Annotated in this window: 18 protein-coding genes; 17 read left to right on the forward strand and 1 reads right to left on the reverse strand. The window is 71.4% G+C overall.

The annotated features are described in order from the left end of the window. Positions 1-25 precede the first annotated feature (25 nt). The 14 genes from H9I49_RS17730 to H9I49_RS17795 all read left to right on the forward strand — a co-directional run bounded on the left by H9I49_RS17730 (position 26) and on the right by H9I49_RS17795 (position 15739). Positions 26-1552 (forward strand): UDP-N-acetylmuramoyl-L-alanyl-D-glutamate--2,6-diaminopimelate ligase, encoded by a 1527-nt coding sequence (locus tag H9I49_RS17730; RefSeq protein WP_188031688.1) that lies wholly within the window; start codon positions 26-28, stop codon positions 1550-1552. Continuing rightward, a complete protein-coding gene (murF, locus tag H9I49_RS17735; RefSeq protein ID WP_188031689.1) occupies positions 1549-3003 on the forward strand; it encodes a UDP-N-acetylmuramoyl-tripeptide--D-alanyl-D-alanine ligase in 1455 nt (484 codons plus the stop codon). Before H9I49_RS17730 ends, murF begins: the two co-directional genes overlap by 4 nt. Next, a complete protein-coding gene (mraY, locus tag H9I49_RS17740; RefSeq protein WP_188031690.1) occupies positions 3000-4085 on the forward strand; it encodes a phospho-N-acetylmuramoyl-pentapeptide-transferase in 1086 nt (361 codons plus the stop codon). Before murF ends, mraY begins: the two co-directional genes overlap by 4 nt. Next, complete coding sequence (gene murD, locus H9I49_RS17745) at positions 4082-5572, forward strand: UDP-N-acetylmuramoyl-L-alanine--D-glutamate ligase (RefSeq protein WP_188031691.1); 1491 nt, start codon at positions 4082-4084, stop codon at positions 5570-5572. Before mraY ends, murD begins: the two co-directional genes overlap by 4 nt. Continuing rightward, positions 5569-6849, forward strand: coding sequence for a putative lipid II flippase FtsW (gene ftsW, locus H9I49_RS17750; RefSeq protein WP_370587629.1), 1281 nt, complete (start codon positions 5569-5571; stop codon positions 6847-6849). The genes murD and ftsW overlap by 4 nt, the downstream gene beginning before the upstream one ends. Continuing rightward, positions 6846-7958, forward strand: a complete 1113-nt coding sequence (gene murG / locus H9I49_RS17755) for an undecaprenyldiphospho-muramoylpentapeptide beta-N-acetylglucosaminyltransferase (RefSeq protein ID WP_188031692.1) — start codon at positions 6846-6848, stop codon at positions 7956-7958. Before ftsW ends, murG begins: the two co-directional genes overlap by 4 nt. Continuing rightward, on the forward strand, positions 7955-9430 hold the full coding sequence (gene murC, locus H9I49_RS17760) for a UDP-N-acetylmuramate--L-alanine ligase (protein WP_188031693.1): 1476 nt from the start codon (positions 7955-7957) through the stop codon (positions 9428-9430). The genes murG and murC overlap by 4 nt, the downstream gene beginning before the upstream one ends. After that, a complete protein-coding gene (locus H9I49_RS17765; protein ID WP_188031694.1) occupies positions 9427-10203 on the forward strand; it encodes an FtsQ-type POTRA domain-containing protein in 777 nt (258 codons plus the stop codon). Before murC ends, H9I49_RS17765 begins: the two co-directional genes overlap by 4 nt. 323 nt (positions 10204-10526) lie before the next feature. Then, positions 10527-11831, forward strand: coding sequence for a cell division protein FtsZ (gene ftsZ / locus H9I49_RS17770; RefSeq protein ID WP_188031695.1), 1305 nt, complete (start codon positions 10527-10529; stop codon positions 11829-11831). Positions 11832-11931: 100 nt separating this feature from the next. Next, the gene (pgeF, locus tag H9I49_RS17775; RefSeq protein WP_188031696.1) at positions 11932-12678 is read left to right on the forward strand and encodes a peptidoglycan editing factor PgeF; all 747 of its coding nucleotides are present in this window, start codon (positions 11932-11934) and stop codon (positions 12676-12678) included. Then, positions 12675-13451: a YggS family pyridoxal phosphate-dependent enzyme gene (locus H9I49_RS17780; protein ID WP_188031697.1), complete on the forward strand. Its 777-nt coding sequence runs from the start codon at positions 12675-12677 to the stop codon at positions 13449-13451. Before pgeF ends, H9I49_RS17780 begins: the two co-directional genes overlap by 4 nt. Before the next feature lie 39 nt (positions 13452-13490). Next, entirely contained in the window at positions 13491-13973 is a 483-nt protein-coding gene (locus tag H9I49_RS17785; protein ID WP_188031698.1) for a cell division protein SepF, read from the forward strand. Between the two features lie 68 nt (positions 13974-14041). Beyond that, entirely contained in the window at positions 14042-14326 is a 285-nt protein-coding gene (locus tag H9I49_RS17790; protein WP_150988137.1) for a YggT family protein, read from the forward strand. 132 nt (positions 14327-14458) lie between these two features. Next, complete coding sequence (locus H9I49_RS17795; protein ID WP_188031699.1) at positions 14459-15739, forward strand: DivIVA domain-containing protein; 1281 nt, start codon at positions 14459-14461, stop codon at positions 15737-15739. 130 nt (positions 15740-15869) lie between these two features. On the opposite strand, the gene H9I49_RS24565 is transcribed toward H9I49_RS17795, so the two are convergent. Beyond that, the gene (locus tag H9I49_RS24565; RefSeq protein WP_188031700.1) at positions 15870-16526 is read right to left on the reverse strand and encodes a hypothetical protein; all 657 of its coding nucleotides are present in this window, start codon (positions 16524-16526) and stop codon (positions 15870-15872) included. On the opposite strand from H9I49_RS24565, the gene H9I49_RS24570 reads away from it, so the two are divergent. The 3 genes from H9I49_RS24570 to H9I49_RS17815 all read left to right on the forward strand — a co-directional run bounded on the left by H9I49_RS24570 (position 16510) and on the right by H9I49_RS17815 (position 18627). Beyond that, a complete protein-coding gene (locus tag H9I49_RS24570) occupies positions 16510-17022 on the forward strand; it encodes a TraR/DksA family transcriptional regulator (RefSeq protein WP_188031701.1) in 513 nt (170 codons plus the stop codon). The genes H9I49_RS24565 and H9I49_RS24570 overlap by 17 nt on opposite strands. 62 nt (positions 17023-17084) lie before the next feature. Beyond that, positions 17085-17702, forward strand: coding sequence for a signal peptidase II (gene lspA / locus H9I49_RS17810; protein ID WP_370587630.1), 618 nt, complete (start codon positions 17085-17087; stop codon positions 17700-17702). Next, positions 17695-18627: an RluA family pseudouridine synthase gene (locus tag H9I49_RS17815; protein WP_188031703.1), complete on the forward strand. Its 933-nt coding sequence runs from the start codon at positions 17695-17697 to the stop codon at positions 18625-18627. Before lspA ends, H9I49_RS17815 begins: the two co-directional genes overlap by 8 nt. The last annotated feature ends 1 nt before the right edge of the window (position 18628 follow it).

Here is an 18628-nt window from a genome sequence, read left to right on the forward strand (position 1 = left end):
CCCCCTTCGACCCGCGACGTCGGGCGTGAGTCTCCGCGACCTGGCCGACCGGATCGGGTCCGCCGAGGGCGCCGACGTCGTCGTGACGGGGGTCACGCTCGACAGCCGGTCCGTCGCGCCGGGCGACCTGTACGCCGCCCTCCCGGGCTTCAACGTGCACGGCGGGCGCTTCCTGGCCGATGCCGTTGCAGCCGGTGCCGTCGCCGTCCTCACCGACGCCGAGGGCCTCGCCCTGGCCCGGGAGCAGCAGACGCCCGTGCCCGTCCTCGCGGTTCCCGAGCCGCGCGGTGTCCTCGGCGATGTGGCGGCGCACGTCTACGGCGCCCCTTCGGAGCAGCTGACCATGGTGGGCGTGACGGGCACCAACGGCAAGACGACGACGGCATACCTCGTCGAGTCGGCGCTGCGCGCCAACGGACAGCGCACCGGCCTCATCGGCACCGTCGAGACGCGGATCGGTGACGAGCGCCTCGAGTCGGTGCGCACGACTCCCGAGACGACGGACCTGCACGCCATCCTCGGCGTCATGCGTGAGCGGGGCGTGGACGCCTGCGTGATGGAGGTCTCGAGCCACGCCCTCGCCATGCATCGCGTCGACGGCGTCGTCTACGACGTGGCGCTCTTCACGAACCTCTCACAGGACCACCTCGACTTCCACCCCTCGATGGACGACTACTTCCGCGCCAAGGCGTCCCTGTTCACGCCGCGGCGCGCCCGCGCGGGCGTCGTCTGCATCGACGACGCGTGGGGGGCGCGGCTCGCCGCCGAGTCCGGCATCCCGACGACGACCCTCGCCACGAGGCCCGGCGCGCCGGCCGACTGGACCGTCGACGAGGCTGGGGCGGGGGCCTTCACCCTGCGGCAGGCCGGCACCGGCGCCTGCGTGTCGCTCGTCGCGCACCTGCCCGGACACTTCAACGTCGCCAACACCGCGCTCGCGGCGCTGGCCCTGCTCGGTATCGGACTCGAGCCGTCAGCCGTCGAGGCGGCCATGGCGGTCGCACCGGACGTTCCGGGGCGGATGGAGGTCGTCGCACCCGGTGGGCTCGATGGACCACGCTGTGTCGTCGACTTCGCCCACACGCCGGATGCCGTCGACGCCGCTCTCGCCGCGCTGCGTCCCTCCACCGAGGGACGGCTCATCGCCGTCCTCGGCGCCGGCGGTGACCGCGACCGGGGCAAGCGGCCCGCGATGGGCGCCGCTGCGGCACGCCAGGCCGACATCGTCGTCGTCACCGACGACAACCCGCGCTCCGAGGACCCCGCCGAGATCCGCTCGGCCGTCATCGCGGGCGCGCAGGAAGAGGTCCGTGCTGGCACGGGGCGGGCCTACGAGATCATCGACGGCGGGACGCGCTCGAGCGCCATCGTCGAGGCCATCGCGCTCGCGGTGGTCGGCACGGGGGAGAGCCGCCCCGTCGACACCGTCGTGGTGCTCGGCAAGGGACACGAGAAGGGTCAGGAGATCCACGGAGTGAAGCATCCGTTCGACGACCGCGACGCCGTACGCGCCGCCCTCGCAGCCGTCACCTCGTCAGGGGTGACGTCGTGATCGCCTTGTCCCTCAGGGAGATCCGTGACCTGACCGGTGGTCAGGTGCACGGCACCGACAACCCCGACGCCGTCGTCGTCGACGGCACCGTGACGACCGACTCGCGCGAGTGCGGTCCGGGCAGCCTCTACGTCGCGCGTGTCGGCGAGACCGCCGACGGGCACGACTTCGTCGCCGGGGCCGTCGCGGCCGGCGCCGTCGCCGCGCTCACGTCCCGGGTCGTCGAGGGCGTGCCGTGCGTCGTCCTCGACGACGTGCAGACCGCCTTCGGCCGGGTCGCACGCGGCGTCGTCGACCGGGCACCGGAGCTGCGGGTCATCGGCATCACCGGGTCGTCCGGCAAGACGAGTGTCAAGGACCTCCTCGCGGCCGTGCTGTCCTCAGTGGCCGAGACGGTGGCTCCCGTCAACTCGCTCAACGGGGAGATCGGGGTGCCGCTGACGGTCTGCCGGGTCACACCGACCACCCGTTTCCTCGTCGCCGAGATGGGTGCCCGCGGCATCGGCCACATCGACTACCTCACCCGCATCGCACCACCGCAGGTCGCGATCGTCCTCAACGTCGGCAGCGCCCACGTCGGCGAGTTCGGCTCGCGTGAGAACATCGCGCGCGCCAAGTCCGAGCTGCCCCTCGCCGTCCCGGCCGAGGGGCTCTCCGTCCTCAACGCCGACGACCCCGTCGTCGCCGCGATGGCCGGCGGTCTCGCCTCCCGGGTGCAGCTCGTCGGTCTGTCCGCCGACGCCGACGTCCGCGCGGAGGACGTCGTCCTCGACGAGCGCGGCAGGGCGGCATACACCCTCGTGTGCCCGCAGGGCACGGCACGAGTCTCGTTGCGGCAGAGCGGTGCGCACCACGTCGGCAACTCGCTCGCCGTAGCCGCGGCGGCTCTCGAGCTCGGCCTGTCGCTCGACCAGGTGGTCGCGGGCCTCGGCGCGGCCGAGGCCGTGAGCCGTTGGCGGATGGAGATCACCGACCGGCCCGACGGTGTCGTCGTCGTCAACGACGCCTACAACGCCAACCCCGACTCGATGCGGGCCGCCCTCGACGCCGTCGCCGCCATGCGCGTGGCGGGAGACCGGTGGGCCGTTCTCGGGGGGATGCTCGAGCTCGGCCCCGACAGCGACGCCGAGCACGCGGCCGTGGGGGCGTATGCCGCCCGGCTGGGGTTCGACCACGTCGTGGCCGTCGGCGAAGGCGCCCGACCGCTCGCCGACGCCTTCCCGGGGGCCGAGTGGGTGCCCGACACCGACGCGGCCCACGACCTGCTGGCCGGGCGGGTGCACGCCGGCGACGTCGTCCTGCTCAAGTCGAGCCGCGACAGCGGACTGCGCTGGCTCGGCGACCGGCTCGCCGCCGAGGGCCGCCAGTCCGGCGATCCAGGCCAGGCCGGCGACGGTGGCGAGTCTGCGTCGACGGCGGCTGCCACGACCCGAGAGGCGGCCCAGCGGTGAAGGGCGTCCTCCTCGCGGCCTCCATCTCGCTGCTGATCTCACTGTTCGGCACACCGTTGTTCATCAAGTTCCTCGTCAAGCGGGGCTACGGGCAGTTCATCCGTGACGACGGCCCCACCTCGCACCACACGAAGCGCGGCACTCCGACGATGGGCGGCGCGGTCATCCTCGCCGCCACGCTCGGGGCGTACGCCCTCGCCCACCTGCTGACCCTCAACCCGCCGACGGCGAGCGGCATGCTCGTCCTCTTCCTCATGGCCGGGCTCGGGTTCGTCGGCTTCCTCGACGACTTCATCAAGATCAGCAAGCAACGCAGCCTCGGACTGCGCTCCAAGCAGAAGCTCGTCGGCCAGGCGCTCGTGGGCATCATCTTCGCGGGGCTCGCCCTCCAGTACCCCAACGAGCAGTACCGCACGCCTGCCTCGCTGCTCGTGTCGTTCGTGCGCGACACGAACATCAGCCTCGCGCTCGGTGGGAGCACCGTCGTCGGCGTCATCCTCTTCGTCATCTTCGCCAATGTCATGATCGCCGGCGCCTCCAACGGTGTGAACCTCACCGACGGGCTCGACGGCCTCGCGACCGGTGTGTCGACGATGGTCTTCGGCGCATACGTCCTCATCAGCATCTGGACCTTCAACCAGAACTGCCAGACCAACCCCGGCATCAAGTGCTACGAGGTGCGCGACTCGCACGACCTCGCTCTCGTCGCGGCCGCGGGGATGGGTGCCTGCTTCGGGTTCCTCTGGTGGAACGCGACGCCCGCGAAGATCTTCATGGGCGACACGGGGTCGCTCGCGCTGGGAGGCGCGCTCGCAGGCCTCGCGATCACCACCCACACCGAGTTCCTGCTCATCATCCTCGGCGGCATGTTCGTCCTCGAGACGCTCTCGGTCGTCGCCCAGGTGGCCTCGTTCAAGACGACCGGCAAACGCGTGCTCCGGATGGCGCCGCTCCATCACCACTTCGAGATGGTCGGATGGAACGAGGTGACGGTCGTGGTCCGCTTCTGGATCATCGCCGGGCTCTTCGTCGCGTTCGGTCTCGGCGTCTTCTACGCCGAGTGGGTGGTGGGTTCGCAGTGAGCTTCGACCCGACCTACGAGCCCCGTGAGGGGCTGACCCACCGCGACGCCGACTGGTCGGGGATCAACGTCCTCGTCGTCGGCCTCGGCGTGTCCGGCTTCGCGGCCGCCGACGCCCTCGCCGAGCGCGGCGCCCGCGTCACGGCGGTCTCGCGCGACATCACGGACGCCATCACGGAGCGGGCCACGATCCTCGGGATCCTCGACGTCGACGTGCGTCTCGGCCCCGAGCACCTGGTGGCGCCGCCCGAGGGCACCGAGCTCGTCGTCACCTCGCCCGGGGTCCCACCCCACGACCCGCTGATGCTCGCGGCTGCCACGGCCGGCATACCCGTCTGGGGAGAGGTCGAGCTCGCCTGGCGCATGCGCGCCGAGGAGGGCGCCGCGCCGTGGCTCACCGTGACGGGCACCAACGGCAAGACGACCACCGTCAACATGCTCGCCTCCATCCTGCGTCACGCCGGGCTGCGGGCGACCTCTGCGGGCAACGTCGGCACACCCCTGCTCGAGGCGGTGCTCCATCCCGAGCCGTACGACGTGCTGGCCGTGGAGCTCTCGAGCTTCCAGCTGCACTGGCAGCGCTCGATCTCGGCCGTGGCCTCCGCCGTGCTCAACGTCGCGCCCGACCACATCGACTGGCACGGCAGCTACGCCGAGTACCTGCGGGCCAAGGGCAAGATCTACGAGAACACCCACCTCGCCTGCATCTACAACGTCGCCGACATCCAGACCGAGCAGCTCGTCATGGAGGCCAACGTCGTCGAGGGGTGTCGAGCGATCGGGTTCACGACCGGCATACCGGCGCCGTCGATGGTGGGCATCGTCGAGGACGTCCTCGCCGACCGGGCGTTCGTCGAGCAGCGGCAGCGCTCGGCGGCGGAGCTGTGCACCATCGCCGACCTCCAGGGGGACGCGCCGTCGGTGGCGCCGCACTACATCGCGAACGCGCTCGCCGCCGCAGCCCTCGCCCGCGCCTACGGGGTCGGCCCGCTCGCGGTCCGCGACGGCCTGCGCGCCTTCCGCCCCGACCGCCACCGCATCGCCGAGATCGCCACGGTCAAGGGCGTCCGGTTCGTCAACGACTCGAAGGCGACCAACCCGCACGCGGCCGCTGCGGCGATCCGCTCGTTCGACTCCGTCGTGTGGGTCGCCGGCGGGCTGCTCAAGGGTGCCGACGTCGACAGCCTCGTCGAGGAGATGGCCTCGCGCCTGCGCGGCGTCGTCCTGCTCGGCGCGGACCGCGACCAGATCGCGCAGGCCCTTTCCCGACACGCGCCGGATGTCCCGGTCGTGGACGTGTCCGAGACGGACACTGGTGTCATGGACCGTGTCGTGAGGGAGGCCGCACGCCTCGCCCAGCCGGGTGACGTCGTGCTGCTCGCACCCGCCGCGGCGTCCATGGACATGTTCACGAACTACGGGGCCCGCGGGGACGCCTTCGAGGAGGCGGTCCGGCGGCACCTCGAGGCACACGGGGGGCTGGAGTGAGCGCGACCACCGCCGACGAGAAGGCCGGGGGGTCGGCCGCGAAGAGCGGGCCGCGGTCGCTGCCCGTCATCGGCAAGCTCGAGTCGCCGCTGACGACCTACTACCTCATCCTCGGCGCCACGTCGACGCTGGTCGTCTTCGGCCTGATCATGGTGTTCTCCGCCTCCAGCGTCGAGGCGCTGCTCGCCGACGAGGCGTCCTACTCCGTGTTCCTGCGCCAGCTGCTCTTCGCGGTCCTCGGCGCGGTCGCGGCAGGCGTCGCGAGCCGCCTCGACGTGCGGTGGTGGAAGCGGCTCGCGTTCCCGACGATGCTCGTGTCCGTCGTGCTGCTCGCCGCCGTCATCCCGTTCGGCAAGACCGTCAACGGCAACCGCAACTGGCTCGCGCTCGGGCCCCTGCAGTTCCAGCCGGCGGAGTTCGCGAAGGTCGGACTGGTCCTGGTCGGCGCCGTCGTCTTCGCCAACAAGTCGTCGCGGATCGCGAGCCTGCTCCACGTGGTGCTGCCCTACCTCGTGCCGATCGCGACCGTCGTCATCGGCCTCATCCTCGCGGGTCACGATCTCGGCACCGCCATCGTCATGCTCGTCATCGTCGCCGCGGTGCTGCTCGTCGCCGGCGCCCCCAAGCGGGTCTTCGCCCTGGGCGGCGCGCTCGCGGCCCTGGGCGTCGGGCTCATGGTGACGGGCAGCAGCAACCGCACGAGCCGCATCGCCAACTGGCTCGACCCGTCCTGCCAGGCAGACCCCGACGGCTGGTGCGGCCAGTCGGTGCACGGCATGTACGCCCTGGCCGACGGCGGCTGGTGGGGTGTCGGACTCGGCGCGTCGAAGGAGAAGTGGGAGTGGCTCTCGGAGGCCCACAACGACTTCATCTTCGCGATCATCGGCGAGGAGCTCGGCCTGCCCGGCACGCTGATGATCCTGCTGCTCTTCAGCATCCTGGCCTGGGCCTGCTTCAGGCTCGTCAGCCGCACCCAGGACCGGTTCGTGCGCATCGCCGGCTTCGGCATCATGGCCTGGCTGCTCGGCCAGGCCGTCATCAACATCGGTGCCGTCATCGGGCTCTTCCCCGTCATCGGCGTGCCGCTTCCGCTCGTGTCGGCGGGCGGGTCGTCACTGGTGACGACCCTGCTCGCGCTCGGCATCCTGTTGTCCTTCGCGCGCAACGAGCCCGGCTGCAGGGCCCTGCTCGATGCCCGCCCGAGCATGATCCGCCGGTCCCTCGCGGTGCTTCCCTCCCGCGTCCGGTCCGCCCCGCAACGTCGCAGAAGTCGGTGATCCCCCTGTCCTCGCCCACCTCCGTCCTGCTCGCCGGGGGCGGCAGTGCCGGCCACGTGTCGCCGCTGCTCGCCCTCGCCGACGCGCTCCGGCGCCGCCACCCCGACGTGCGGGTGACGGCGCTCGGCACGCAGGAAGGCCTCGAGGCCCGCCTCGTACCGGCGCGCGGCTACGACCTGCGCGTCGTGCCCAAGGTGCCGCTGCCGCGCCGCCCGAGCATCGACCTGCTCCGTCTGCCGGGCCGGCTCAAGGCTGCGGTCGACGCGGCGGGTGCCGCCATCGACGACACGGGCGCCGAGGTCGTCGTCGGCTTCGGCGGCTACGTCAGCACGCCGGCCTACGTCGCGGCGCGCCGACGCCGCGTCCCGATCGTCGTCCACGAGCAGAACGCCCGCGCGGGGATCGCCAACCGGATCGGCGCACGCTGGGCCACCGCGGTCGCGACCACCTTCTCCAGCACCTCGCTGCCGCACGCACAGCGCGTCGGTATGCCGCTGCGCCGCGAGGTCGCGACACTCGACAGGTCGGCTCTTCGCGCCGAGGCCCTGGCGCACTTCGGGCTGGCGCCCGAGTGGCCGACCGTGCTCGTCACGGGTGGATCGCTCGGTGCGCAGCGGCTCAACGACGCCTTCCGCGCGCGGGTCGGCCAGCTCAGCCGCGGGGGCATCCAGGTCCTGCACGTGACGGGCCTCGGCAAGGACTTCGTCGCCGAGGTGCCCGAGGCCGGCGCGCCGTACGTCGTCGTCCCGTACGCCGACCGCATGGAGCTTGCGTACGCCGCCGCCGACCTCGTCGTGGCGCGCTCGGGTGCCAACACGGTGTGCGAGCTGACGGCGGTGGGGCTCCCGGCCGTCTACGTGCCGCTGCCGGTCGGCAACGGCGAGCAGCGCCTCAACGCCGCAGACGTCGTCGCGGCGGGCGGAGGACTGCTCGTTGACGACGCCGCCTTCACGCCCGAGTGGATCGACGCCCAGCTGATCGCCCTCGCCACGGACGGTGAGCGGATGTCCCGGATGGCGGTGGCCGCGAGGGGCCTCGGCGAGCCGGCCGCCGACGAGACGCTCGCCGACCTCGTCGAGCGAGCAGCAGAGAGCAGGGACAAACGGTGACCCAGACACCCCGCACCCCTTCGGTCGACGACCCGTTCGCGGCCGCGCGCTTCGACTTCCGCGCTCCCGTGCCCAGCGTCGACGACCTCGGACGCGTCCACTTCCTCGCGATCGGCGGCGCCGGGATGTCCGGCGTCGCCCGCATCATGCTCGCACGCGGTGTCCGCGTCACCGGCAGCGACGCCAAGGACGTTCCCGTCCTCAAGGCGCTCGAGAGCGAGGGCGCCGGAGTCTGGGTGGGTTTTCACGAGGGTCATCAGGAGCGCGCCGACGCCGTCGTCATGAGCTCCTCCATCCGTGACGACAACGTCGAGCTCGTCGCCGCACGCGAGCGGGGCGTGCCGGTGCTGCACCGGGCGCAGGGGCTCGCGGCGCTGATGCAGGGTCGACGTCCCGTGGCCGTCGCGGGCGCCAACGGCAAGACGACGACGACCTCGATGCTCACCGTGGCCCTCCAGGGGTGTGGCCTCGACCCGTCGTTCGCGGTGGGGGGAGAGCTCGCCAAGCACGGCACCAACGCCCACGACGGGTCCGACGACGTCTTCGTCGTCGAGGCCGACGAGAGCGACGGCTCCTTCGTCGTGTACCGGCCCGAGGTCGCGATCGTGACGAACGTGCAGCCCGACCACCTCGACTTCTACTCGAACTTCACTGTTGTGCAGGCGGCCTACGACGCCTTCGTGGGCACGATCCGACCGGGTGGCCTCCTTGTCACGTGCGCGGACGACGCCGGCGCGGTGGCCCTGGCCGAGCGCGCTCGTGCGCGCGGGACCCGCGTCGTCACCTACGGCTTCGACTCCGGCGCGGACGTCGTCCTGAGCGGGCACCACCAGGACGGCGTGACGTCGTCCGTGACGGTGTCCGACGGCGGCGCCGAGCGCAGGATGACGCTCGGCGTGCCGGGGCGGCACAACGCGCTCAACGCGGCGGCCGCGTACGCCGCCGCCGTCCACGGCCTCGGCCAAACTCCTGAGCGGGTCCTCGGTGGGCTCGCGTCCTTCACCGGTACGCGTCGCCGCTTCGAGCCCAAGGGTGAGGCCGGCGGCGTGGTCGTCGTCGACGACTACGCCCACAACGCCGGCAAGGTCGCGGCCGTCGTCGAGACCGCGAAGGACCTCGTCGGTGACACCGGGCGTCTCGTCGTCGTCTTCCAGCCCCACCTCTACAGCCGCACGAGGGACTTCGCGACCCAGCTCGGGGCCGGGTTGTCGCCGGCCGACGTCGTGGTCGTCATGGACGTCTACGCCGCGCGCGAGGACCCGATTCCCGGGGTGTCCGGCCGGCTCGTCGCCGACGCCGTGACGGCGGCCCGGCCGGAGGCCGAGGTGCACTACGTCTCGTCATGGTCCGAGGTGGCCGGCCATGTGGCCGGCCTCGCCCGTCCCGGTGACCTCGTGCTCACCGTGGGCGCCGGTGACGTGACGATGGTCGGCCCGGAGGTGCTGCGGATCCTCGGGGGTGAGGCGCCGTGACGCCCGGCCGGGGCACGCTGCGCAGGAGGGTCGCGGGCACAGGGCTCGCGTCCTCACGCACGCGCTTCGAACGACGGGCGGCTGCTGCACGGCGGCGGCCGAGGCTCGTTGCGGGCGTCCTCGTCGCGGTCGTGCTCGTCGCGGGGTTCGTGGCCTGGCTCGGCTGGTTCAGCAGCGTCCTGACCGCCACCAAGGTCGAGGTCGTCGGAGCCGGCGGCGCAGCGGCCGTGCAGGTCCGCTCGGTCGCGAAGGTCCCGCTCGGCGGCCCGCTCATGCGCGTCGACACCGACGCGGTCACGCAGCGCATCGTCGACGGGCGGGCCTGGAGTGCCGTGTCGGTGAGCCGCAGCCTGCCCGACACGGTCGTCATCGAGGTGACGCCGCGCGTCGCGGTCCTCGCGGTCCGCAACCCTCAGGGTCAGGTGGACGTCGTGGATCGTGACGGCTTTCCCTTCCGCACCGTTGACTCCGCGCCCGACGACGTCCCGCTCGTAAGCTCCGGCGCGGCCCAGGTGAGCAAGGCCGGCGTCACGGCCGCCGTGCAGGCGCTGCGTTCGCTGGAGCCGGCTGTTCGTGCCGACGTGTCGGGCGTCTCGGTCTCGGCGGCCGACCAGGTGTCGTTCACCGTCAAGGCCAAGGGGGAGCGCTCCAAGACGGTCGTGTGGGGTGGTGCGGGTGATGGCAAACGCAAGGCCGAGCTCGTGAAGATCCTTCTGGGAGAGTCGGGTTCGACGATCGACGTCAGTGTGCCGTCGTCTCCCGTCACCCGCTGAGGGGACGCGGGCGGGGGCCTGGGACAGTGGTCCGCGGCGCTCCCGGCAGGAGTGTCCGGTGGTACTGGTGTTGCCCGTGGTGCATGACTCCGGGAAATGGGGCAATCCCCGTGGCGACACGCCGCGACGTGGGTTGATCGACCCCGCCTGTCGTCATACCGTCGGGGCACTGGTTCGTGACCAAACTGTAACCTTTATGTCTACGTTTAAGGTTTGAGGGCTTACAGGCTCGGAGCGAGCCGCGCGACACCGACAAGACCACGCACCGCTCGACCCCCAGACCATCGCAGCACCGGCACCACCAGTCAGGAAGGCCCACTCTCGTGGCAGCAGCACCGCAGAACTACTTGGCCGTCATCAAGGTCGTCGGCATCGGCGGCGGCGGCGTCAATGCCATCAATCGCATGATCGAGGTCGGCCTCAAGGGCGTCGAGTTCATCGCCATCAACACCGACGCCCAGGCGTTGCTCATGAGCGACGCCGACGTCAAGCTCGACGTGGGCCGCGAGCTCACGCGCGGCCTCGGCGCGGGCGCCGACCCCGAGGTCGGCAAGAAGGCCGCCGAGGACCACGCGGAGGAGATCGAGGAGGTCCTCAAGGGGGCCGACATGGTCTTCGTGACAGCGGGCGAGGGGGGCGGCACCGGCACGGGCGGGGCGCCCGTCGTGGCCCGCATCGCGCGCCAGCTCGGCGCCCTGACCATCGGCGTCGTGACGCGCCCCTTCACCTTCGAGGGCCGGCGGCGTGCCAACCAGGCCGAGTCCGGCATCGGCAGCCTCCGGGAGGAGGTCGACACCCTGATCGTCATCCCGAACGACCGTCTCCTGTCGATCAGCGACCGCAACGTGTCGATGATGGACGCGTTCCGCTCGGCCGACCAGGTGCTCCTCTCGGGTGTCCAGGGCATCACCGACCTCATCACGACGCCGGGCCTGATCAACCTCGACTTCGCCGACGTCAAGTCCGTCATGCAGGGGGCCGGCTCGGCGCTGATGGGTATCGGCTCGGCCCGCGGTGAGGACCGTGCGGTCCAGGCCGCCGAGCTCGCCATCAGCAGCCCGCTGCTCGAGGCGTCCATCGACGGCGCCCACGGCGTGCTCCTGTCGATCCAGGGTGGCAGCGATCTCGGTCTCTTCGAGATCAACGAGGCTGCGCGTCTCGTCCAGGAGGCGGCTCACCCGGAGGCCAACATCATCTTCGGCGCGGTCATCGACGACGCCCTCGGCGACGAGGTTCGCGTCACGGTCATCGCGGCGGGGTTCGACGGCGGCGGTCCGAGCCAGCGCCACGACGACCGCGCGCTCGGTCAGGTCGTCGGACGTCCGCAGCAGGCCCAGCAGCGGCCCGCCGCGGCCCCGCAGCAGCCCCAGCCGCAGCACTCCAACGGGGTGGCGCAGCAGCCGGCGCTGCAGTCGCCCGTGACGCAGGGCCAGCACCACGCGGCGCCCGCGCCGCAGGCCCAGCCCGCCCCGGCGTCCCAGCAGCTGCCGACCCAGCAGCCGGCCCAGCCCGTCCACCAGGCGCAGCACCACGCGCCGACTCCTGCCGCCCAGCCCGTCCAGCAGCCGCCGCGACAGGTCACGTTCGACGAGGGTGACGACCTCGACGTGCCCGACTTCCTGAAGTAGCCGGCGAGCTCGACCCCTGACCACCGCGACGGGCGGGAGGCGCACACCGCGCCTCCCGCCCGTCGCTCGTGCGCTTCGCACGCGGCGATAGGTTGTGTCCGTGTTCTACTGGCGCTCCACCATCGCGGCCGAGCTCGACGCCGAACCGGTCGAGCTCGGCTTCACCGGTCGCTCCGCGGGCCGAGGCCGCGGGCCGTATGCCGGGCTCAACCTCGGTGGGCACGTCGGCGACGACCCTGCGGACGTCGCGTCCAACCGTGAGGCCCTGGCCGGCGAGGTGGACCTGCCGCGCGAGCGGCTCCTCTTCATGAACCAGGTCCACGGCGCCGATGTCGTCGAGGTCGACGGACCGTGGGCGGGCGAGCCGCCCGCGGTCGACGCCGTCGTCACGCGGGCAACAGGACTCGCGCTCGCGGTGCTCGTTGCGGACTGCGTTCCCGTGCTGCTGCACGACGCGCGCGCCGGTGTAGTGGGCGCGGTCCACGCCGGACGTCCCGGCCTGGTGGCGGGCGTGGTCGGCCGCGCCGTCGCGGCCATGCGCGACCTCGGTGCCTCCTCCATCTCCGCGGCGGTCGGTCCCTCGGTGTGCGGTCGCTGCTACGAGGTGCCCGAGGACATGGCGCACGCGGCCGCCGACGCCGCCCGCGCGTCGGCTGCCCGGTCGTGGACCGGAACCCACGCCATCGACGTCTCGGCGGGTGTCGTCGAGCAGCTCGCCACGGCGGGCGTCGGCGTGCACTGGGTGCCGGGCTGCACGCGCGAGAGCGGCGACCTCTACTCCTACCGCCGAGACGGCCGCACCGGCCGGTTTGCCGGGGTCATCGCCCGACGGACGGCACACGCATGACCCTCGATCGTCGGCAGCGCGAGGAGCGGCAACAGCATGCCGAGCGGGAGCGCGACGACCAGGAGCGCCTCGAGCAGCTGCGCGACAACCTCGCCGCCGTGCACGAGCGCATCTCCCGCGGCTGCGCCGATGCGGGGCGCGATCCCGAAGACGTCACGCTCATCGTGGTGACCAAGTACTTCCCGGTGTCCGACGTCCTGCTCCTGCACCGGCTCGGCGTGCGTCACTTCGGCGAGAACCGCGACCAGGAGGCGGCCGAGAAGTTCCGCGAGGCCCGTCGCGACCTGTCGGACGCAGGTGAGCAGCCCCCGACGCTCCACTTCATCGGACGGCTGCAGAGCAACAAGGCGGGGCACGTCGCCGGCTACGCCGACGTCGTCCAGTCGGTCGACCGCATCAAGCTCGTGACCGGCCTCGCCAAGGGTGCGCACGCCGCCGACCGCACCGTGCAGGTGATGCTCCAGGTGAGCCTCGACGCAGACACCGCGCGCGGCGGGGTCCTGCCCGAGCACGTGGACGACCTCGCCGACGCCGTCGCTGCGCAGGGACAGCTCTCGCTCAAGGGCGTCATGGCGGTCGCGCCGCTCCGCGCCGACCCCGACGAGTGCTTCGCGCGGCTGCGCGAGGTCGCGGACGGCATACGCGGGCGGCACGCCGGAGCGGAGTGGATCTCGGCAGGCATGAGCGGCGACCTCGAGGCCGGCCTGAGGCACGGGGCGACACACCTGCGTGTCGGTAGCGCAATCCTCGGATCACGCCCGTCACTTCTGTAACGTCGTGAGCGACCGCAATCGAGCGTTTGGGAGTTGGCCATGGCAGGGGCACTGCGCAAGACGATGGTGTACCTCGGACTGAGTGAGGAGGACCAGCGTCATGACCGTTACGACGACTACGACGCCTACGACGAGTCCGACCGCTATGACGACGAGCCCGAGCACACCGCTGCCGTGACCCAGCTGCCCACCAGGCGTCCCGTCGCCGCCGTCGTCCGCGACGTCGAGGTCGGCTCCCTCAACCGGATCACGACCATCCACCCGCGCACCTACAACGAGGCCAAGAACATCGGTGAGTGGTTCCGCGACCAGGTGCCGGTCATCATGAACCTCAGCGACATGGACGACGCCGACGCCAAGCGCCTCGTCGACTTCGCCGCGGGCCTCGTCTTCGGCCTGCACGGCACGATCGAGCGGGTGACCTCCAAGGTCTTCCTCCTGTCGCCGGCGCACGTCGAGATCTCGGCCGACGAGCCCGAGGCCCCGGCGGCCTCCACCCGCGGGTTCTTCAACCAGAGCTGACCGGGTCCGCGACACCGTTTCGTACCCCGGTTCACATCCACACGCCGACATCAGCCACACTGACGGACATGGATGCGTTCTGGACGATCTACGGGGTGGTGGTCTTCACCTTCTTCATCGCCCTCATCGGTCGCTTCGTCATCGACTGGGTGCAGGTGCTGGCCCGGTCCTGGCGACCGAGCGGGGTCGTCCTGGTCCTGGCCGAGGCTGTCTACACCGTGACCGACCCGCCGTTGCGTGCCCTGCGCAAGGTGATCCCGTCACCGAGCCTCGGCGGCGTACGACTCGACCTCAGCTTCCTCGTCCTGATGCTGCTGACCTCTCTCGCTCTCAACGTGCCGAGCTTCTTCTGACCGACCCGCGACAGCGGCGCACCGTGCTGGCGCGTGGCTGTCCTCACACGGATCGGTGAGCATGGCTTTGGTTCGTGACCGGAACGTTAGATACCGTTGACCCGAACCATTACGTCTGTATCGAGGTGACACATGGCGCTTACGCCTGAACAGGTGCTCAACAAGCACTTCCAGACCACGCAGTTTCGTCGTGGCTACGAGGAGCGGGACGTTGACGACTTCCTGGACGAGATCGTGGCGGAGATGCGTTCGCTCATCGAGCAGCGTGACGACTACCTGAAGCAGCTCAACGACTGCCGCGCGAGCAAGAACCAGTCGGCCGTCCGTGCCGACGGCGCGACGGCGGCCATGCCGGCCGTCGCCCGCCCCGGCGACGACGCCAAGCTCGGCGGCCTCACGGCGAAGATCCAGGACGCCGAGCGGGCCTTCAAGGCGGCCACCGACCGCGCCGCCAAGGCCAAGGCGGATGCCGAGAACGCCGAGCGCGCCGCCAAGGAGCGGGTCGAGCGCGCCAAGGCCGAGGCCGAGCGTGCCGAGGCGGCAGCCAAGGCCGCGGTCGACTCGAAGGCTCTCAACGACGCCCAGACCAAGCTCAACGGCCTCAACTCCCAGGTCGCCGACGCCGAGGCCAAGCTCAGCAAGGCGCAGGAGAACGCCCGTGCCGCCGAGGAGCGTGCGGCGAAGGCGCAGGCCGACGCCGAGGCCGCAGCCGCCAACGCGGCCCGCCAGCGCGAGGAGGCCGCCAACGCGGCTCGTCAGCGCGAGGAGGCCGCCAACGCGGCCCGCCAGCAGGAGGAGGCGGCCAGGGCCGCCCAGGCTGCTCCGGCCGCCGCAGCGCCGGCCACGGCCGCCGCAGCATCCGGCAACCTCGACGCTGCCGGGGTCATCGCGCTCGCGCAGCGGCTCCACGACGAGCACGTCGCAGCCGGCGAGACGCGTCGCAACGAGCTGATCTCCGAGGCCGAGAACCGTCACCGCGACCTGATCGCCGCGGCTCAGGCCCGTCACGACGAGCTCGTCAACACCGGCCAGGCCCGCCACGACGAGGCGACCCAGCAGGCTGAGCAGATCTCGGCGGCCGCAGCCGCCCAGCGCGACCAGATGATCGCCGAGGCCACCGGCCAGCGCGACCAGATGATCGCCGAGGCCAGTGCCAAGCGTGACGAGCTGTTGACCGAGGCCCGCGAGCGCGCCACCGGCATGGTGGCGGAGGCGCAGCAGAAGAAGGCGGCGCTGCTCGAGGAGCTCGACAAGCAGAAGGGTCTGCTCGACCGCAAGATCGCCGAGCTGCGCGGCTTCGAGAAGAACTACCGCACCAACCTCAAGTCCTACATCGAGGGCCAGCTGCACGACCTCGACTCGAGCGTCCAGGAGCCGGCCCACGCCGGCGCCGGAGACGGCAACCAGGGCTGAGGCCCACCTCGAACAGACGCACGCAGGCCGTCCGGGAAACCCTCCCGGGCGGCCTGCGTTGTATCGAGGAGCGAACAGTTCGCCCGGGTATGCGTTTCCTGTTTGTGCCCGACCCGTGCGGGGCTTATTGTCAGCCCCACTTGTCAGCGTCGACGGCGTGAGCGACGGAGGATCTGATGGCGGCGAAGAAGACGACGGCAGCGGCGAGCACCGCGGCCAGGCGGTCCACCGCGAGCAGGACGACCGCGGCGAAGAAGGCGACGCCCGCGAAGGCGGGCGCGACGAGGCGCACCTCCACACCGGCAGCAAAGCCCGCTGCGAAGTCCGTCGCGAAGGCGGCAACGGCGAGATCGGGTATGAAGGCCACTACGACGAAGGCAGCGGTGAAGAAGGCCGGCGTCAAGAAGGCTGCCCCGTCGACGGCGAAGAAGGCTACGACGAAGACGACCGCCGCGAAGAAGACGTCAGTGGCAAAGAAGGCAGCGAAGAAGACGCCGGTCGCGGAAAAGGCCGCGCCGGTAAAGAAGGCCCAGGCGAAGAAGGCGCCGGCGAAAAAGGTCGCCAGCAAGGCCCCGGCGAAGAAGGTCGCCAGCAAGACCCCGGCGAAGAAGGTCGCCAGCAAGACCCTGGCGAAGAAGGTCGCCAGCAAGGCCCCGGCGAAGAAGGTCGCCAGCAAGGCCCCGGCGAAGCAGACCGCCACCAAGGCCCCGGCGAAGCAGACCGCCACCAAGAAGACCACCCCGACCTCCCCACGAACCAAGAAGGCAGCCGTGACGACGAGTTCCACCGCAGGACCGCGCCAGAGCGCGAAGAAGGCCGCCACGAAGACTGCTTCGGCCGGCGGTAGCCGGAAGGCGACCGCCACGAAGACGACTGCCGGCACCATCGCCGGGCGCCTCAGGGTCAAGGACGACGAGAGCCCTTGGAGCGAGGAGGAGATCGGCGAGGTGCGCGAGGTCCTGCTCGAGGAGATCGAGCAGCACCGGGTCGAGCTCAAGCTCGCCGAGGACGAGCTCGACGACCTGCTGCGCGCGTCGGGCGACGGCTCGGGTGACGACCAGGCCGACGCCGGTGCGAAGACGGCCGAGCGCGAGCACGAGATCTCTGTGGCGGCCAACGCTCGGGCCAGCCTGCGTCAGGCCGAGCACGCCCTCGAGCAGCTCGACGCGGGAACCTACGGCATCTGCGAGAACTGCGGCAACCCGATCGGCAAGCTTCGACTTCAGGCCCGTCCTCGTGCGACCCTGTGCATGACATGCCAGGAGAAGCAAGACCGCCACTGACGCCCAGCCACGCCACGTCGACGCCCCGAGCGGGCGTCGACGGCGTGTCCACCCCGGAGACCGTGAGCTCGACAACCGCAGACGACAGCCGCCCGACGCCAGCCCGGCGCAAGCGGTTGTTCGTCGTGCTCGGAGTCGTCGCCGTCCTCGCCTACCTCAGCGACCAGCTGTCCAAGCTGGTCGCGCTCGACGTCCTCGCGGACGGGGAGCCACGCCCCTTCGTCGGGGAGTTCATCCGTTTCAAGCTCATCGGCAACCCCGGTGCGGCCCTGTCGCTCGGTGCGAGCAACACGTGGGTCATGACCGGCATCGCGCTCGCGGTGCTCGTCGCGATCATCGTCGTGGCCCGGCAGCTCGGCTCGCGCGCGTGGGCCGTCGCCCTCGGGCTTCTGCTCGGGAGCGCGGTCGGCAACATCACCGACCGCTTCGTGAGACCGCCGGGCGGTGGCCAGGGCCACGTCGTCGACTTCATCGACTACAACCACTGGTTCATCGGAAATGTCGCCGACATCTGGATCGTGTCGGCGGCCGGCCTCATCGTCGTGCTGGCGATGCTCGGAATCGGGGTCGACGGCGGCCGTGAGCACCGCCCGACGACGGAGTCGACCGGAGAGTCTGCGTCCAGCGAGGGTGCTCGCCGACCCGACTCCCGAGGTGGGGCCGGAGGCGATGATGCCTGACGTGCGCACCGTCCTGGTCCCCGACGGCCTGGAGGGCGAGCGCGTCGACGCCGGCGTGGCCCGCCTGTTCGGGGTCTCACGCACCAAGGCCGCCGACCTCGCCGCCGATGGGCACGTCGTCCTCGACGGCAAGGCCGTCGCGAAGTCCGAACGGCTGTCGGCCGGTTCGATGCTCGAGGTGTCGCTGCCGCGCGCTGAGGACAGCCCCAGCCTCGCCGTCATCGCCCAGCCCGTGCCGGGAATGACGATCATCCACGACGACGACGACATCGTCGTGGTGGACAAGCCGGTCGGCGTCGCGGCCCACCCGAGTGTCGGCTGGTCCGGGCCCGACGTCGTCGGTGGCCTCGCCGCCGCCGGCTACCGCATCTCGACGTCCGGTGCGCCGGAGCGCCAAGGCGTCGTCAGCCGCCTCGACGTGGGCACGTCGGGCCTCATGGTCGTCGCGAAGAGCGAGTACGCGTACTCGCGCCTCAAGCACGCCTTCCGCAGCCGCACCGTCGACAAGACCTACCACGCGCTCGTCCAGGGCCTGCCCGACCCGGTGGTCGGCACCATCGAGGCCCCGATCGGCCGGCACCCCGGCCACGACTACAAGTTCGCGGTCATGAAGAGCGGCAAGCCGTCGGTGACGCACTACGAGGTCATCGAGGCGTTCCGGCACGCGAGCCTGCTCGACATCCACCTCGAGACCGGGCGCACCCACCAGATCCGCGTGCACTTCGCGGCGCTGCACCACCCGTGCTGCGGTGACCCGACCTACGGCGCCGACCCGAAGCTGGCCGCGCGCCTCAGGCTCGACCGGCAGTGGCTGCACGCCGTCGGTCTCGGGTTCGAGCACCCGGGCACGGGGGAGTACGTCCACTTCGAGAGCCCGTACCCCGAGGACCTCCAGCGCGCGCTGGACATCGTCGCGACCTTCTGAC

Origin of the sequence: Terrabacter sp. MAHUQ-38, from assembly GCF_014518425.1 — a bacterium.
Taxonomy (GTDB): Bacteria; Actinomycetota; Actinomycetes; order Actinomycetales; family Dermatophilaceae; genus Terrabacter.

Excerpts from the sequence above, each read along its gene's own strand:
- H9I49_RS17780 (WP_188031697.1), top strand. The coding sequence starts at position 12,675 with ATGACCCTCGATCGTCGGCAGCGCGAGGAGCGGCAACAGCATGCCGAG.
- H9I49_RS17785 (WP_188031698.1), top strand. The coding sequence starts at position 13,491 with ATGGCAGGGGCACTGCGCAAGACGATGGTGTACCTCGGACTGAGTGAG.
- H9I49_RS17790 (WP_150988137.1), top strand. The coding sequence starts at position 14,042 with ATGGATGCGTTCTGGACGATCTACGGGGTGGTGGTCTTCACCTTCTTC.
- H9I49_RS17795 (WP_188031699.1), top strand. The coding sequence starts at position 14,459 with ATGGCGCTTACGCCTGAACAGGTGCTCAACAAGCACTTCCAGACCACG.
- H9I49_RS17815 (WP_188031703.1), top strand. The coding sequence starts at position 17,695 with ATGCCTGACGTGCGCACCGTCCTGGTCCCCGACGGCCTGGAGGGCGAG.